This is a genomic window from Planococcus sp. ISL-109 (assembly GCF_018613655.1).
In the GTDB taxonomy this organism is placed as follows: domain Bacteria; phylum Bacillota; class Bacilli; order Bacillales_A; family Planococcaceae; genus Planococcus.
This window is the reverse complement of the sequence record NZ_JAGGPW010000022.1, coordinates 37,593-51,449: the sequence shown is the minus strand read 5'-3', so window position 1 is coordinate 51,449 and position 13,857 is coordinate 37,593. Positions and strand designations below refer to the sequence as shown.

Genomic DNA, 13,857 nt, shown 5'->3' with positions numbered 1-13,857 from the left:
ATTTGATTGCTCAATACTGCTGGCGTATCGCCGTCCGAAAACGCACGATTCGCTTTGATCTGCACAAGGGCTGATCAGTAAGTTAAGTCACGAACACCGAGATGATCGAAAAGCTGTGCGGTGATCGCCAAAGGCGACCCTCGCAAAAGCCGTTCGCACGCCTAAGCGCTCGTGACGTCTTTCGTTGACGTTTTGCTGTTCAGTTTTCAAGGTTCAAGTTTTGAATACGCTTATATGACAGCGACTTTTCTATATTACCAAACTCTTAATTAAGAGTCAAGAGCGAATTTTTTCGCCTTTATTTATAACACGCATTTTCTAAAAACGCGACAAGAAGTATCTTATCATCTATTTAACGTGAGCGCAAGAGAGTTCTTTAAAAAAATCCAGATAAGCTGGATAGCTTATCTGGATTTCTATTTCTATTATTCTTTTGGTCGCATTTGCGGGAACAATAATACGTCTCGGATCGAGGCGGAATTTGTTAGCAACATGACTAAGCGATCGATTCCGATGCCTAAGCCTCCAGTTGGTGGAAGACCATATTCCAACGCTTCGATAAAATCATCATCCATTTCGTGCGCTTCATCGTTACCTTCCTCTTTCTCTACGAGTTGAGCTTCAAAGCGTTTGCGCTGATCAATTGGGTCGTTTAATTCAGTAAAGGCGTTTGCGTGTTCTCTACGTACAATAAATAGCTCGAAGCGATCCGTGAAGCGCTCATCTTCTGGATTCTTCTTAGCCAGCGGGGAAATTTCAACTGGATGTCCGTAGATGAATGTTGGCTGTACTAACTGCTCTTCGACTTTTTGTTCGAAGAATTCGTTTAGGATATGCCCAACTTCCATCGTCGGTTTGATTTCAATGCCATGCTCATTAGCGAGCACTTGAGCTTCTTCTTTCGACATTTGCTTCCAGAAGTCGGCGCCTGTATATTCTTTAACCGCATCTGCCATGTGCAGACGCGTCCAGCCCGGAGCAAGGTTGATATCTTCTTCACCATAGCGGACTGTAGTCATGCCGAGAACTTCTTGTGCTGTGTGGGCAATCAAGTTCTCCGTAAGTTCCATGATGTCGTTATAGTCAGCGTATGCTTCGTAAAGTTCGAGCATCGTGAACTCCGGATTGTGGCGCGTTGAAATCCCTTCGTTGCGGAAAACGCGGCCGATTTCGTAAACTTTTTCCAACCCACCGACAATGAGGCGCTTCAAATGAAGCTCGATGGCGATGCGAATATATAACTGCATATCTAATGCATTGTGGTGAGTCATGAATGGGCGTGCTGTCGCTCCGCCAGCGATGGAATGAAGCATCGGTGTTTCGACTTCCAGGAAGCCTTCGTTATCCAGGTAGCGACGCATCGATTGGATGATGCGGCTGCGGAGGATAAACGTCTCTTTGCTTTCCTCGCTTACGATCAAGTCTAGATAGCGCTGACGATAGCGCTGTTCTACGTCTTTTAGGCCGTGAAATTTTTCCGGCAGCGGGCGAAGGGCTTTTGTTAAGAATTCCACTTCTCGTGCTTTGACAGAAAGTTCACCGACATTTGTTTTGAAAACAGTCCCGCGAACACCGATAATGTCGCCCAGATCTGCCGTTTTGAAGAATTCGTATGCTTCTTCGCCGATTGCGTCTTTGCGGACGTAGATCTGAAGCTGGCCTTTCAAATCTTGCAGGTGCGCAAAGCCGGCTTTTCCTTTACCGCGTTTGGTCATGATGCGGCCGGCGATAATGACTTCAACGGATTTTTCTTCTAGCTCTTCTTTGGAGAATTGGTCGTATTGCTCAACGATCTCTTGCGAAAGGTGCGTGCGTTCAAAACGCTTACCAAACGGATCCAGTCCGTGATCACGGAAAGTTTGCATTTTCTGACGGCGCACCAATAATTGGTCATTCAATTCTTCTGACATGTCCTACACTCCTTTTATGTTAAAACCACGTGCTTTCGTGTATTTATCCATTGTACACAATTTCTCTTGCTGCTACATAAGAAAAAGCTGCCAATGTTCGGTGGCAGCTTTTTATCTCAATTTACACTACTTAAGGTACCGTTAGCTCTTTTTGAAACGTCTTCTCGTTTGCCACTTGTTTTCATGCGGTTCTATTGGTCTCTATAAAAATCCATGATAGATGTTCAAAGTTTCTGCGATGAGTCGTTATCACGCAGAAAAGCGTTTGTGTCGCTATAGGTTTTCTGTAAGGCTACCTCTTGCGCCTCCACATCTTCCGGAAGAAGCAGCGAAGGCATGAGGTCGCGCAGCGGGACGAGTACAAAAGCCCGCTCCTGCATACGGGGATGCGGGATAACCAGCCTCTCCGTTTGCATATTGTCGTGATTATAAAGCAATATGTCAAGGTCTACCGTGCGCGGCCCCCAACGGACAATGCGCTCCCTGTGCAGTGCCTGTTCTATCTCCTGGCACGCATCCAATAATTCGAGCGCGGAAAGCGTGGTCTCCAATTGAACGACCAAGTTCAGAAACGCCGACTGCTCGGTGAAGCCGACGGGAGCCGTCTCATAGATAGAAGAAATTTTCACATTAGAAATTCCGGGATGTTCCTGAAGCAGCCGCACCGCTTCCTGAAGCTGCGCTTTCCGGTTCCCTAAATTCGAACCGAGCGACAAATATGCAGTGTTCATTAGAAGTTCCCCCGAGTGATATCAATCGACACCGATTTGTAATGGCCCGGAATCGGTGGATCTGGTTTGACTAGTTGCACACGCACTCCTTGGACGAGCGGGAAGCGGCTTAGGATTTCGGCGGCTACTGTCTCTGCTACTGCTTCCACCAACTTTTTCGGCTTTCCTTCAATAATTTCGCGGCATGTTTCGTAGGCTTCGCCGTAATGGACTGTATGCTCCAGTTCATCGGTTTCTCCTGCACGCTTTAAATCAACCGCCAATGTCACCGTCGCTCGGAAGCGCTGTCCGAGCTTGGTTTCTTCTGGGAAGACACCGTGATACCCATAAAATTCCATATCATTCAAATGAATATAATCCATCAATACCCCTCCATCTTGGTCTTGCCATTCAAGAAATCCATCATTTTCACTATTCTTGCAGTCTCTTTGACGTCGTGGACGCGGACCACTTGGCAGCCTTTCATGATGCCGTAAGCTGCCGTCGCGAGAGACCCTTCCAAACGTTCATCGACCGGGACATCGAGCAGTTTCCCTATAAACGATTTGCGTGACGTGCCGAGAAGCACCGGATAACCCATTGCTACGAGTTGGTCGAGGTGGTGCATCATCTCGATATTTTGTGCGAGTGTTTTGGCAAAACCGATGCCGGGATCCAGCCAAATCTGTTCGTTTGGAACACCCGCAGCACGTGCGATGTGGATGCTTTCCAATAAATCTTCTTTGGCGTCTTGCCAAAAATCCTCGTAAACCGCCTCAGTCCGATTGTGCATGAGGATGATCGGCACTTTTTTGTCGGCTGCGATTTTGGCGATTTCAGGGTCGTATTTTGCGCCCCATATGTCGTTGATAATGTGCGCGCCTGCCTCGATGGCCGCTTTGGCGACGCCGGATTTGTATGTATCAATGGAAATAAGGACATCCGCTTGTTGTTTGAGCGCCTTGATGACCGGAACAACTCGCGCAATTTCCTCCTCATCGGAGATCTGTGTATGCCCGGGACGCGTCGATTCGCCGCCGACATCAATAATTTCCGCTCCGTCTCCAATCATTTGCTTGGCACGGGCGACAGCTTTTTCAACATTATCGAATTGCCCGCCGTCGGAAAAAGAATCCGGCGTCACATTCAAAATGCCCATAACGCGCGTTTTTTCGTTTAAGTTTAGATTCATCGTAGTTCACCGTCCATCTATGGAATAAAGAAACAGGTCATTTCCTGGGAAATAATATTTTTCAAACTGCCTTTATCTTATCGCGAACCCATGCCTTTTCGCCACAATAAAAGAGCCCGCTTGTCAGCAGACCCTGTTAAACCCCTCATTAATTTTCGTCGAATTGATAAAGCGGAGTGCTTAAGTAGCGCTCGCCGTTTGATGGCAAAATCGCCAATATTTTCTTGCCTTTCCCGAGACGCTTGGCGAGTTCGAGTGCAGCATAGATGGCCGCTCCGGATGAAACACCGCCGAGAATACCTTCTTCACGCGCCGTTTTGCGTGCCGTGTCGTAGGATTGCTCGTTGCTCACTTGCATGATTTCGTCGTAGATTTCTGTGTTCAATACGGCTGGAACAAAACCAGCGCCGATGCCTTGGATTTTGTGAGGCCCTGGTTTTCCGCCGGACAGGACAGGGGAATCAGTCGGCTCAACGGCCACAATATGGACGTTCGGGAAATGTTCTTTCAATACTTGGCCAGCGCCTGTTATCGTGCCGCCTGTTCCGATACCGGAAATGAATCCATCCAATTGATCCATCGCTTCCACGATTTCAGGACCGGTCGTCAAACGATGCACTTCCGGGTTTGCCGGGTTGTTGAATTGCTGCGGCATGAACCACGAGTTTTCCCCTGCAAGCTTTTCGGCTGTCTTGATGGCGCCGTTTGGGCCGTTCATTCCGTCCGGGCCTGGCGTCAAGACCAGTTCCGCCCCGTAGGCGCGCAATAAATTGCGGCGTTCCATGCTCATCGTTTCAGGCATGACCAGCACGGCGCGATAGCCTTTCGCTGCCGCAATCATGGCCAGGCCGATGCCCGTGTTGCCGCTTGTCGGCTCGATCAAGGTATCGCCGGATTTCAAGTCACCGGATTTTTCAGCCGCTTCGATCATCGCGAGTGCAATGCGGTCTTTGACGCTTGAGCCAGGGTTGAAATATTCCAATTTCACGTAAACTTCCGCATCCTCAGGTCCTGTCAGCCGGTTCAATTTAACAATCGGCGTTTGCCCAATCAAGTCAATAATCGAATTTCCTACTCGTGCCATGCTTACCACTCCTAATCCCTAGTGTTTTTATCGACTTTGTATGAATTTATCTTAGCAATTGTCATATATGCTGTCAAACTTTAGAGGAAAGGCTCTATAGAGAGCAACTCATTCCCCGTAGAACCATTCCGCGTCGAATTCCTGCCAAAATGCTTCCGGAGAAACGGATTGCGGCAATTGCTCAAGTGCTAGTTCCCGGCTGATATGCTCCTGCACTTCGTCATAGCTGAACTTGCGGCCTTCGATTTTTTCTTTCACCATAATGATGGCCGTCCGGCCGTCATCAAGCGCGAGCGGTGATGACCAAGTTCCAGGTTCGAGGCTACCTACCGTTTCGGCAATCTGCTGGTCGATCGATGGTTGATTCGGCGAAACAAAACCGATGTCCCCCCCTAGATTGCCTGTAGCGTTATCGATAGAGCGTTCACGCGCCAGCGCTTCAAAGCTTGATCCACTTTCCAGCTCCTTGATCGCTTCTTCCGCTTCCGCTTTGGAATTCAAGACGATCATGCTCGTGCGGTATGAATCCTTGACTTCATAGATCACCTTATTGTCTTCATAGAAATCTTTGATAGCTTGCTCCTCAATCAGAACGTCTTTCGTCAGTACTTTCTCCAAAATCAATTGTGCTTTCACTTTCTCACGCTGGCGTTCCGTGTCATTCGCATAGAGTAGTTCTTCTGTTCCGTCCTGGGCGGTCCGGAGCATCGCGAGTTCCAGATCGATCTCCTTGTCGGATACGTCGATTCCGTAATCGTCCGCTGCTGCGGACATGACTTTTTCGTTGACGAGTTCGAGCAATGCCCCGCGCCCATGCTGTTCTTCCATAGCTGCCATCCACTCGGCGCGGGTAACTTCTTCCCCGTCGACCGCTGCGACTTCTTCGTTAGCTGCGCTGCTGCCGTTCGGGATGAGCCAAGCGATAAACCATAGCAAATTGGCCAGCAGCAAGATGCCGATTATCAAGAGTACCGGTTTCGTTTTCAAATGGCGCTTCTGTTGCGGGGGTATTGTGTTAGTTCGATTCGATTTCATTGAGCAACGCTTCCAATTCTTCTTTGTTGTAGTGGTACTTCTCGTGGCAGAAATGGCATTCCGCTTCTGCTTGTCCGTCTGTTTCGATCATTTCACGGATTTCCGCCGCTCCGAGCCCGATCAGCCCTTCAGCAAATTTCTCTTTGGAACAAGTGCATTTGAATTGCACCAGTGTTTTCCCGAGAATCTGGACATTGTCATGCCCGAGTACTTCTTCCAGAATTTCTTCCGGCGAAAGTCCGCGCTTGATCATTGAAGACACGGGTTCTATTTTAGCTAAACGCTTTTCGATGGCGGTGATGGTCTCATCATCAGTATCCGGCATCAACTGGATGATGAACCCGCCGGCCGCGAGCACGGAATTATCGGTATCCACGAGCACTCCAAGACCGACTGATGACGGGATTTGTTCAGAAACGACAAAATAATAGGTCAAATCTTCAGCAATCTCCCCGGAGACAATCGGCGTCTGGCCAGTGAAATAATCGCGCATGCCGAGGTCTTTGACGACCGACAGCATGCCGTTCGTGCCGACGACGCCTTTTACATCGAGCTTGCCGCCCTTGCTATCGACATGAGTTTGCGGATTGGACACATAGCCGCGCACATTGCCTTTGCCATCGCTGTCGACCAATAGATGCCCGATTGGACCGCCTGCTTCAATTTTCAAGGTGACGCGGTCGTCTCCTTTTAACATCGCGCCGAACATGACGCCTCCTGTCATTAAGCGGCCCAGTGCCGCTGTTGCGGCAGGCCACGTCTGGTGGCGACGCTGCGCTTCGCCGACCGTCTCTGTCGTATTCACTGCAAATGCGCGGACATGGCCGTTAAAGCCGAGGCCGCGTACTAGATAATCTGCCATATAGTTCTTCCTTCCTTTACGCTTGATTGCGTTTATAAATAAAATGTAAACCTTTCAATGTCAAAAATGGATCGACGAGGTCAATCATATCCGACTCTGCCGCAATGAGCGGTGCGAGGCCACCAGTCGCAATGACTTTCGGGGGCTCTTTGCTTTGTTTTTTCATGCGCACGATAATGCCCTCCGCCTGGCCTACATATCCGTAGACGATTCCCGCCTGCATCGCTGAAATGGTATTTTTGCCGACGACTGAGTCCGGGCAGGCGATTTCGATACGCGGCAATTTCGACGCGCGCGTGTAAAGCGCCTCGGTCGAGCTTTGGATGCCGGGGGCAATCGCGCCGCCTTGGTAATGATTGTGTTCATCGATATAACAAAACGTGTTGGCGGTGCCGAAATCGACAATGATCAGCGGGCCGCCGTATTCCTGGATAGCTGCGACAGCATTGACGATGCGGTCCGCGCCGACTTCGCGCGGATTTTCGTATTTGATATTGAGGCCGGTCTTAACGCCCGGTCCGACGACCAACGCTTTTGTATGAAAATACTTTTGTGCCATGCGCTCCAACGCGAACATGATCGGCGGGACGACCGATGACATGATGACGCCGTCGATTGCGTCGAAACCGAGACCGACATGATTCAAGAACGCTTTGATTTGCATGGCGTATTCGTCTTCGGTTTTGTGGCGATCAGTTTCCATCCTCCAATGGTGCAGAAGTGTGTCATTATCATATACGCCAAGGGCGATATTGGTATTGCCGGTATCCATCACTAAGATCATAGTTTCTCCCCATTTATCTGCTGAATTTCCAACACATCATACCATAATTTCACGAAACCAAAAAGCCGGTGCCAAGCCCCTGAGAGGGCCGGCACCGGCTTTTGATTATTTGCGGTCTTCTTTGATCGGGCCTTGCGAATCAGTCGATGAGCCTTCTTCCGGCAAATCGCCTGATGATGGATCATTCGGCGCTCCCGTAACATCCGGGTTGACGGCGTCTTGATCCGTTTCGCTTTCTCCTTCGTCTTCGTAGTTGCCGTTCAAGGCTTCATACGAACGCTCCGGCAATGTGCCGTGTTCTTTCAAGTGCTGGATTTGAGCAGCATCCAATGTTTCCACTTCCAGCAACGTCTTGGCGAGGAGTTCGAGTAGCTCACGCTTTTCAGTGAGGATCTCTTTAGTCCGGACATATTGCTCTTTAATGATGCGCTGGATTTCCTGGTCGATCTCGAATGCGATGGCGTCGGAATAGTTCTGATCCGAATTAAAATCGCGTCCAAGGAAGACATTTCCACCTTGGGATTGGCCAAATTGGACTGGGCCGATCTTATCGCTCATCCCGTATTCAGTAACCATGCTGCGGGCGATCCCTGTCGCACGCTGGAAGTCATTGTGCGCGCCAGTGGATACTTCGCCGAAGACAATATCCTCTGCAACACGTCCGCCGAGCAAGCCGGCAATCTTATCGAGAAGTTCCGGTTTTGTCATAAAGTAACGGTCTTCTCTCGGCAGCATGACGGCATATCCGCCAGCCTGGCCGCGCGGTACGATTGTCACTTTGTGGACAATGTCTGCATCGTCCAATATCAAGCCAATAACGGTATGGCCTGACTCGTGATAAGCGACAATATTGCGTTCTTTTTTCGAAATGACGCGATTCTTCTTCGCCGGACCGGCAATAACACGGTCTGTCGCTTCATCGATATCGGACATGTCGATTTTCTTTTTATTGCGGCGAGCGGCTACAAGAGCTGCTTCGTTCAATAAGTTCTCAAGGTCTGCACCGGAGAAGCCAGGCGTACGCTGAGCGATTGCCTTCATGTCGACACTTTCATCAAGCGGCTTGTTGCGCGAATGGACTTTTAACACTTCTTCGCGCCCTTTAACATCCGGACGGCCAACTGTAATCTGGCGGTCAAAACGGCCAGGACGCAGAAGTGCCGGATCCAGGATGTCTGGACGGTTGGTTGCAGCAATTATGATGATGCCTTCGTTCGCGCCGAAGCCATCCATTTCGACGAGCAATTGGTTGAGCGTTTGTTCCCGCTCATCATGCCCGCCGCCAAGTCCGGCGCCGCGCTGACGGCCAACTGCATCGATTTCATCGATGAAGATGATACATGGTGCGTTTTTCTTCGCGTTCTCGAACAAATCACGAACACGCGAAGCTCCGACACCGACAAACATTTCCACGAAATCAGAACCACTGATCGAGAAGAACGGCGTGCCTGCTTCGCCAGCTACTGCACGGGCAAGCAGGGTTTTCCCTGTACCTGGAGGTCCGACAAGCAAGATCCCCTTCGGAATGCGTGCACCGACTTCGCCGAAGCGGCGTGGATCTTTCAGGAAATCGACAACTTCGACAAGTTCCTGTTTCTCTTCATCCGCTCCCGCTACATCGTCGAAACGAACTTTCTGCTTCTGGTCATCGTAAAGCTTCGCCTTGCTTTTCCCGAAGTTCATCACTCGGCCGCCACCGCCGCCTTGTGATTGGTTAAGCAAGAAGAAGAACAAGATAAAGATAATGATGAATGGAATGATGCCCGTAAAGAATTGAACCCAGCCGCTCGTTTGCGGAGCTTTCAAAAACTCAACTGTTACACCATCTTGCGCTGTCGCGACTTCATCAATCTGTGTAACCAATGCTTCATTCTCAATTGGAATGTTGGTCACGAACGATTCGCCTTCTTCGTAATTCGCCATCCGGCCGGTTACTTCATACACTTGTGCATCCGGCTGTATGGTCACTTCCGAAATTTCGCCAGCGTTTAGCGCTTCCAAAAATTGGTTGTAATTAATTTCTTGCGTCGGTTGATTGCTATTATTGAAAGTCCCTAGAATACCGATGATGACTAGGAATATCAGTAGATAAAATATGGTGTATCGGAATATTCGATTCATCCCGCGCCTCCTCACAAAGTTTCCCAAAACTATACTAAATACTAACACAGGGACAAAAATGCATACAATGAAAAGCCTTTACGGCATGGTTAAATCATCGGTTCTTTGAACGTTTCTTGACTATTCCTCTTCGCCGCTGTAAACAGCTGGCTTGAGAATGCCGATATATGGAAGGTTGCGGTATTTTTCCGCATAATCCAGGCCGTAGCCGACAACAAATGCATCCGGCACTTCAAAGCCGATATAATCTGCTTTCAAATCCACTTTGCGTCCAGTCGGCTTATCAAGCAAGGTAACGATTTTAATGGAATTCGCTTTGCGGTATTTAAACAAGTCCACTAAATAACTAAGCGTCAGTCCGCTATCGATGATGTCTTCGATGATAAGCAGGTCGCGGCCTTCAACGCTCGTGTTCAAATCTTTGACGATCTTGACTTCCCCGGAAGAAATCGTGGCGTTGCCGTAGCTTGAAACGTCCATGAAATCCATTTCGATATAGCCGTCGATGCGCTTCATAAGATCGCCCATAAATGGCATTGCGCCTTTTAATACACCGATTGCCAGCGGATATTTCCCTTCGTAATCGCGGGTTAAGGTTTCTCCGAGTTCGCGCGCTTTTTGTTGCAGCTGTTCTTCACTGATCAATACTTCTTTAATGTCCTTTTGTAGCATGGTGGGCCTCCTAGTTTCTTCCTCGTTTTGCATAGTCTGTGCATTGTTCAACTAATACGCGATTGTCCCCCGCACGCTTTGTTCGACTTAAACACGCAGCCGTGCGCAAACCGGGCACTAGTAATACTTGATCGTCTCCGGCAACAATGATTGGCCAGTTTTGCCGCTCCTGGACAGGAACTTTCTCATCAATCATGAGCCGAGCAAGTTTTTTTTCCTGGCTCATGCCAGCGAGCTCGATCCGATCGCCAGGCTTTCGCCCGCGAAGACAAAATTTTGTCTCCGCCGACTGGAAATACCAGAAGGCGGCATCCGCCGCTTCCGGTTCTTCACCGACAGCCGTGACGCAGTAACGGACACCTTTCACAGGTGGCGACCATGCAAGGCCGATATCCGCCTGAATGTATTCCTGCTGTTCTTTGGCTTTTTCGAAGAAAACCCGGTCGTACTGGCGTCTCATCATATAATTTTTCGGCAAATGTAAAAAAACAGTGCCCGAAGAACTTTGTAGCAGCTCGCGCACTTGTTCCGCCAATTGGCTTGTTATCAACACTTGCTTCTGATTATACAGATAGTTTAATAGTAGTAGAACCATCCTTTTTTGTAAAGCAACGGCATGATTTCTGAAACTTTCGGCAGAAACAACCAATTCATCCGGACAAGCCAGGAGTTCCCGAAGCGTTTGTTCGGCAAGGTTCTGGAGAAATTCTTCATCCTCGTTTATTTGTTCCGCGAGTTCTGCAAAGTGTAACGCTGCGCGAGGGTTTTCCTCTATAATTGCAGGTACAATAGCTTTGCGGATCCGGTTGCGTGTGTAGGTTTCACTTGAGTTACTCGGGTCCTCCCGATGCTGCACTTGGTGCATTTTTGCGTACCGGACGATTTCCGCTTTGGTGACGGCGAGCTGCGGACGCACGAGCGAGCCGCCGCCGAAAGACCGTTTGATGCGCATGCCAAAAGCCCCATTTTTCAAACTGCCGCGCATGCCTTCCATCAAAACCGTCTCTAGTTGATCATCCGCATGATGCGCCGTTATGAGAACGTACGATGCCGTATCTGCCATTACCCACTCGAACATGCGGTAGCGCTCCGTTCGGCAGACGTGCTGCGGGTTGCCGCCGTCCCGCTCCAAAATGGCAGGCACCGGCACCGCAAAACTTTCGAACGGGACGCTCCACAATTCACAGTACTGTTCAACGAAACGCCGGTCTTGTTCGGACTGGTCGCCTCTAAGCATATGATCGATATGCACTGCGGTGATGGTGATGCCGAGCTGATGGCGCTTGCTCGACAAAAAATGCAAGAGTACCATTGAATCGATGCCACCCGAAACGCCGATAACGAGGCGATCTCCTTTTTCAAATAGCTCATGCTCAGCGAGATATGTGAGCATCGTCTGTTCATATTGTTTCACGGCTCGTCCCTCCTGTTCTGCCGGCTTGCCAGTCCGAATAAAATAAATTAACAAAAAACACCAAAAGCCAATTGACACGCGTGCGGCGGGATAGTATGCTGTTAACTGTTCGCTTGAACAAGGCGGCGTAGCTCAGCTGGCTAGAGCGTACGGTTCATACCCGTAAGGTCGGGGGTTCGATCCCCTCTGCCGCCATCTTATTTACAGCGCCCTCCAAAATGGAGGGCGCTGTTTTTTTATGTTAAAAAAGCATCGATCTGTTTGAAATGATGCGCATCGTGCTGAGTGATTCCGGCGAAATACTGGCCCATCGTCATTTCTTTTTGGCCGACGTAAAACACTGCACTCCATTGTTCCGGCGCCACCGCCGAGAGCTGTTGCTTTAAAGCACGGCGCTCCTGGATGGCCTGGCCGACAATTTCCGGAAATCCGAGCGTATTTGCTTTGTCGATCGCTTGCCGGTTGAACGCATCGACGTCTGACAACGCATCGAGATGAGCACCCGCCTTCATGTGCGGCAAGCGCTCACTGCGGATAAACCGGTCCCATTCCGCCAAATGCATAACCATTTGTGCAATCGACCATTTGCCGTCTGCAATCGGCTTATGCGCGTCACTTGATTCGGACAAGGTTTTGAGAAGCGACTCCATATAAACTTCGTACTCTTCGAATACCTGGAGAATTTTCTTTTGTTCCATCCTTTTCACACCTTTCCGCTGCATACTGCAGGCTTGATATGTAATTACTTAGACAAACGCATCGCTTTTCCCTACCATCTGCGGCTTTTCCAGTCGATAAAAAAACGCCCTCCCCCAAAGGGAGAAGCGTTCCATGTTTAATTCTCAACTACGTTGAAGCAATTTCTCTATGCTATTAAAACAGCTAGCAAGTTAGCCTCTTTTTGCACCACGACCGCCACGCTTAGATTCTGTGGCTCGTTTTAACGTTGACAGGTTATCCTCACTATCTTTCAGGAATTTTGCCATCTTCGTTTCGAAGGTTTCCTTAGGGGCGCGGTCAAAAGAACGATTGCTCGGACGCGGACGGCTAGGACGGCTAGGAGCGCCTTCCGGCTGCGGCTTCGCTTTGCGGATCGACAAACCGATTTTCCCGTCTGCTTCTACATTCATTACTTTCACTTCTACCATTTCGCCAACTTTCAAGTGATCGTTAATATCTTTCACATAGTTGTCGGCGACTTCACTAATATGCACGAGGCCTGTTGCACCGGTTGGAAGCTGAACGAACGCTCCAAAGTTTGTAATACCCGTGACTTTTCCTTCTAACTTGCTGCCTACTTCAATCGACATAAAAAAAATGCTCCTCCTTAAAATTTAAGATGACTCCACGTTCGGGCCAAATTGACAGTTTGTGGGACTACTCCCACCTTTAATTATAGCAATGAAAAAAAGAGTGTCAACCGACTACTCTTATTTCTTGCCATCTTCTGCAGATTTTCCGGCATCATTCGGCATAGTGAAAATGATCTCGCCTTCATCTGACAGGAAGTAATCTTTGCGTGCTAGCTTCGATAAATAATCATCGTCATTCAACAGGCGAATCTGCTCTTCCAATTTATTTTGCTGCTTTTCCACTACCTCAAGCTGCACCAGCTTTTCTTCGTGCTGCTGCTCTTTTCCCGCAATGGTTTGGGATTGCGCATAAATGGTGGAGCCGAGCCAGATGCTCGTCAGCAGAATAATCAATCCAAATACAGTAAGCCGACGGTAAAGACGGATGTGATGCGCCTTTTTTCGCGCGCCTTCAATTTCTGCTGCACGTGTAAAGTCGTTTTGGAGTGGAGTCACCCCTTGCTGCTCCCACTTTTTCTCTCTCTTCATTCCGTTCGCGCCCCTTTCCAACTGATTTTGTCATTATTATACATGAAAAACATTCACTATAAAAAGATTTTCTGTAAGCCCTTTCTCCTTTTTTTCCTGCATTTTACCGGAATTTAACCAAACTACCCGGGAATTAATAAAAATACTGTTGACTTAATTTTTATGCAACACTATAATACAGGACACATCGTTTGTTATAAAAATTACTTATCATGCATATATATTCATTAAA

Annotated in this window: 14 protein-coding genes and 1 tRNA gene; 1 reads left to right on the top strand and 14 read right to left on the bottom strand. The window is 48.9% G+C overall.

Annotated elements, in window-relative coordinates:
• Positions 1-425: 425 nt before the first annotated feature.
• The 11 genes from lysS to tilS all read right to left on the bottom strand — a co-directional run bounded on the left by lysS (position 426) and on the right by tilS (position 11,784).
• Entirely contained in the window at positions 426-1,910 is a 1,485-nt protein-coding gene (lysS, locus tag J7E21_RS13945) for a lysine--tRNA ligase (RefSeq protein WP_215108805.1), read from the bottom strand.
• Positions 1,911-2,134: 224 nt separating this feature from the next.
• The gene (folK, locus tag J7E21_RS13940; RefSeq protein WP_215108797.1) at positions 2,135-2,641 is read right to left on the bottom strand and encodes a 2-amino-4-hydroxy-6-hydroxymethyldihydropteridine diphosphokinase; all 507 of its coding nucleotides are present in this window, start codon (positions 2,639-2,641) and stop codon (positions 2,135-2,137) included.
• Entirely contained in the window at positions 2,641-3,003 is a 363-nt protein-coding gene (folB, locus tag J7E21_RS13935; RefSeq protein WP_215108795.1) for a dihydroneopterin aldolase, read from the bottom strand. The genes folK and folB overlap by 1 nt, the downstream gene beginning before the upstream one ends.
• Positions 3,003-3,812, bottom strand: coding sequence for a dihydropteroate synthase (folP, locus tag J7E21_RS13930; protein ID WP_215108793.1), 810 nt, complete (start codon positions 3,810-3,812; stop codon positions 3,003-3,005). The genes folB and folP overlap by 1 nt, the downstream gene beginning before the upstream one ends.
• 148 nt (positions 3,813-3,960) lie before the next feature.
• The gene (gene cysK, locus J7E21_RS13925) at positions 3,961-4,896 is read right to left on the bottom strand and encodes a cysteine synthase A (protein WP_215108791.1); all 936 of its coding nucleotides are present in this window, start codon (positions 4,894-4,896) and stop codon (positions 3,961-3,963) included.
• A 108-nt stretch (positions 4,897-5,004) separates the two neighbouring features.
• Positions 5,005-5,931, bottom strand: coding sequence for a peptidyl-prolyl cis-trans isomerase (locus tag J7E21_RS13920; RefSeq protein WP_215108789.1), 927 nt, complete (start codon positions 5,929-5,931; stop codon positions 5,005-5,007).
• Complete coding sequence (gene hslO / locus J7E21_RS13915; protein ID WP_215108787.1) at positions 5,912-6,793, bottom strand: Hsp33 family molecular chaperone HslO; 882 nt, start codon at positions 6,791-6,793, stop codon at positions 5,912-5,914. Before hslO ends, J7E21_RS13920 begins: the two co-directional genes overlap by 20 nt.
• 16 nt (positions 6,794-6,809) lie before the next feature.
• Positions 6,810-7,577 carry a type III pantothenate kinase gene (locus J7E21_RS13910; RefSeq protein WP_215108785.1) on the bottom strand — a complete coding sequence of 256 codons (768 nt, stop codon included), beginning with the start codon at positions 7,575-7,577 and terminating at the stop codon, positions 6,810-6,812.
• 105 nt (positions 7,578-7,682) lie between these two features.
• A complete protein-coding gene (gene ftsH, locus J7E21_RS13905; RefSeq protein WP_215108783.1) occupies positions 7,683-9,698 on the bottom strand; it encodes an ATP-dependent zinc metalloprotease FtsH in 2,016 nt (671 codons plus the stop codon).
• A 120-nt stretch (positions 9,699-9,818) separates the two neighbouring features.
• Positions 9,819-10,370, bottom strand: coding sequence for a hypoxanthine phosphoribosyltransferase (hpt, locus tag J7E21_RS13900; RefSeq protein ID WP_215108781.1), 552 nt, complete (start codon positions 10,368-10,370; stop codon positions 9,819-9,821).
• Between the two features lie 10 nt (positions 10,371-10,380).
• Complete coding sequence (gene tilS, locus J7E21_RS13895) at positions 10,381-11,784, bottom strand: tRNA lysidine(34) synthetase TilS (RefSeq protein ID WP_215108779.1); 1,404 nt, start codon at positions 11,782-11,784, stop codon at positions 10,381-10,383.
• Positions 11,785-11,905: 121 nt separating this feature from the next.
• Here tilS and J7E21_RS13890 point away from each other — a divergent pair.
• Positions 11,906-11,979: transfer RNA gene (locus tag J7E21_RS13890), tRNA-Met, on the top strand.
• Positions 11,980-12,020: 41 nt separating this feature from the next.
• Here the strand turns inward: J7E21_RS13890 and J7E21_RS13885 are convergent.
• From J7E21_RS13885 to J7E21_RS13875, 3 genes are all read right to left on the bottom strand, one after another.
• A complete protein-coding gene (locus tag J7E21_RS13885) occupies positions 12,021-12,482 on the bottom strand; it encodes a DinB family protein (protein ID WP_215108777.1) in 462 nt (153 codons plus the stop codon).
• Between the two features lie 192 nt (positions 12,483-12,674).
• Positions 12,675-13,094: a S1 domain-containing RNA-binding protein gene (locus J7E21_RS13880; RefSeq protein WP_215108775.1), complete on the bottom strand. Its 420-nt coding sequence runs from the start codon at positions 13,092-13,094 to the stop codon at positions 12,675-12,677.
• A gap of 120 nt (positions 13,095-13,214) precedes the next feature.
• On the bottom strand, positions 13,215-13,625 hold the full coding sequence (locus tag J7E21_RS13875) for an FtsB family cell division protein (RefSeq protein ID WP_215108773.1): 411 nt from the start codon (positions 13,623-13,625) through the stop codon (positions 13,215-13,217).
• Between the last annotated feature and the right edge of the window lie 232 nt (positions 13,626-13,857).

Excerpts from the sequence above, each read along its gene's own strand:
- lysS (WP_215108805.1), bottom strand. The coding sequence starts at position 1,910 with ATGTCAGAAGAATTGAATGACCAATTATTGGTGCGCCGTCAGAAAATG.
- folK (WP_215108797.1), bottom strand. The coding sequence starts at position 2,641 with ATGAACACTGCATATTTGTCGCTCGGTTCGAATTTAGGGAACCGGAAA.
- hpt (WP_215108781.1), bottom strand. The coding sequence starts at position 10,370 with ATGCTACAAAAGGACATTAAAGAAGTATTGATCAGTGAAGAACAGCTG.
- ftsH (WP_215108783.1), bottom strand. The coding sequence starts at position 9,698 with ATGAATCGAATATTCCGATACACCATATTTTATCTACTGATATTCCTA.
- cysK (WP_215108791.1), bottom strand. The coding sequence starts at position 4,896 with ATGGCACGAGTAGGAAATTCGATTATTGACTTGATTGGGCAAACGCCG.
- J7E21_RS13875 (WP_215108773.1), bottom strand. The coding sequence starts at position 13,625 with ATGAAGAGAGAGAAAAAGTGGGAGCAGCAAGGGGTGACTCCACTCCAA.
- folP (WP_215108793.1), bottom strand. The coding sequence starts at position 3,812 with ATGAATCTAAACTTAAACGAAAAAACGCGCGTTATGGGCATTTTGAAT.
- J7E21_RS13880 (WP_215108775.1), bottom strand. The coding sequence starts at position 13,094 with ATGTCGATTGAAGTAGGCAGCAAGTTAGAAGGAAAAGTCACGGGTATT.
- J7E21_RS13910 (WP_215108785.1), bottom strand. The coding sequence starts at position 7,577 with ATGATCTTAGTGATGGATACCGGCAATACCAATATCGCCCTTGGCGTA.
- J7E21_RS13885 (WP_215108777.1), bottom strand. The coding sequence starts at position 12,482 with ATGGAACAAAAGAAAATTCTCCAGGTATTCGAAGAGTACGAAGTTTAT.
- folB (WP_215108795.1), bottom strand. The coding sequence starts at position 3,003 with ATGGATTATATTCATTTGAATGATATGGAATTTTATGGGTATCACGGT.
- J7E21_RS13920 (WP_215108789.1), bottom strand. The coding sequence starts at position 5,931 with ATGAAATCGAATCGAACTAACACAATACCCCCGCAACAGAAGCGCCAT.
- hslO (WP_215108787.1), bottom strand. The coding sequence starts at position 6,793 with ATGGCAGATTATCTAGTACGCGGCCTCGGCTTTAACGGCCATGTCCGC.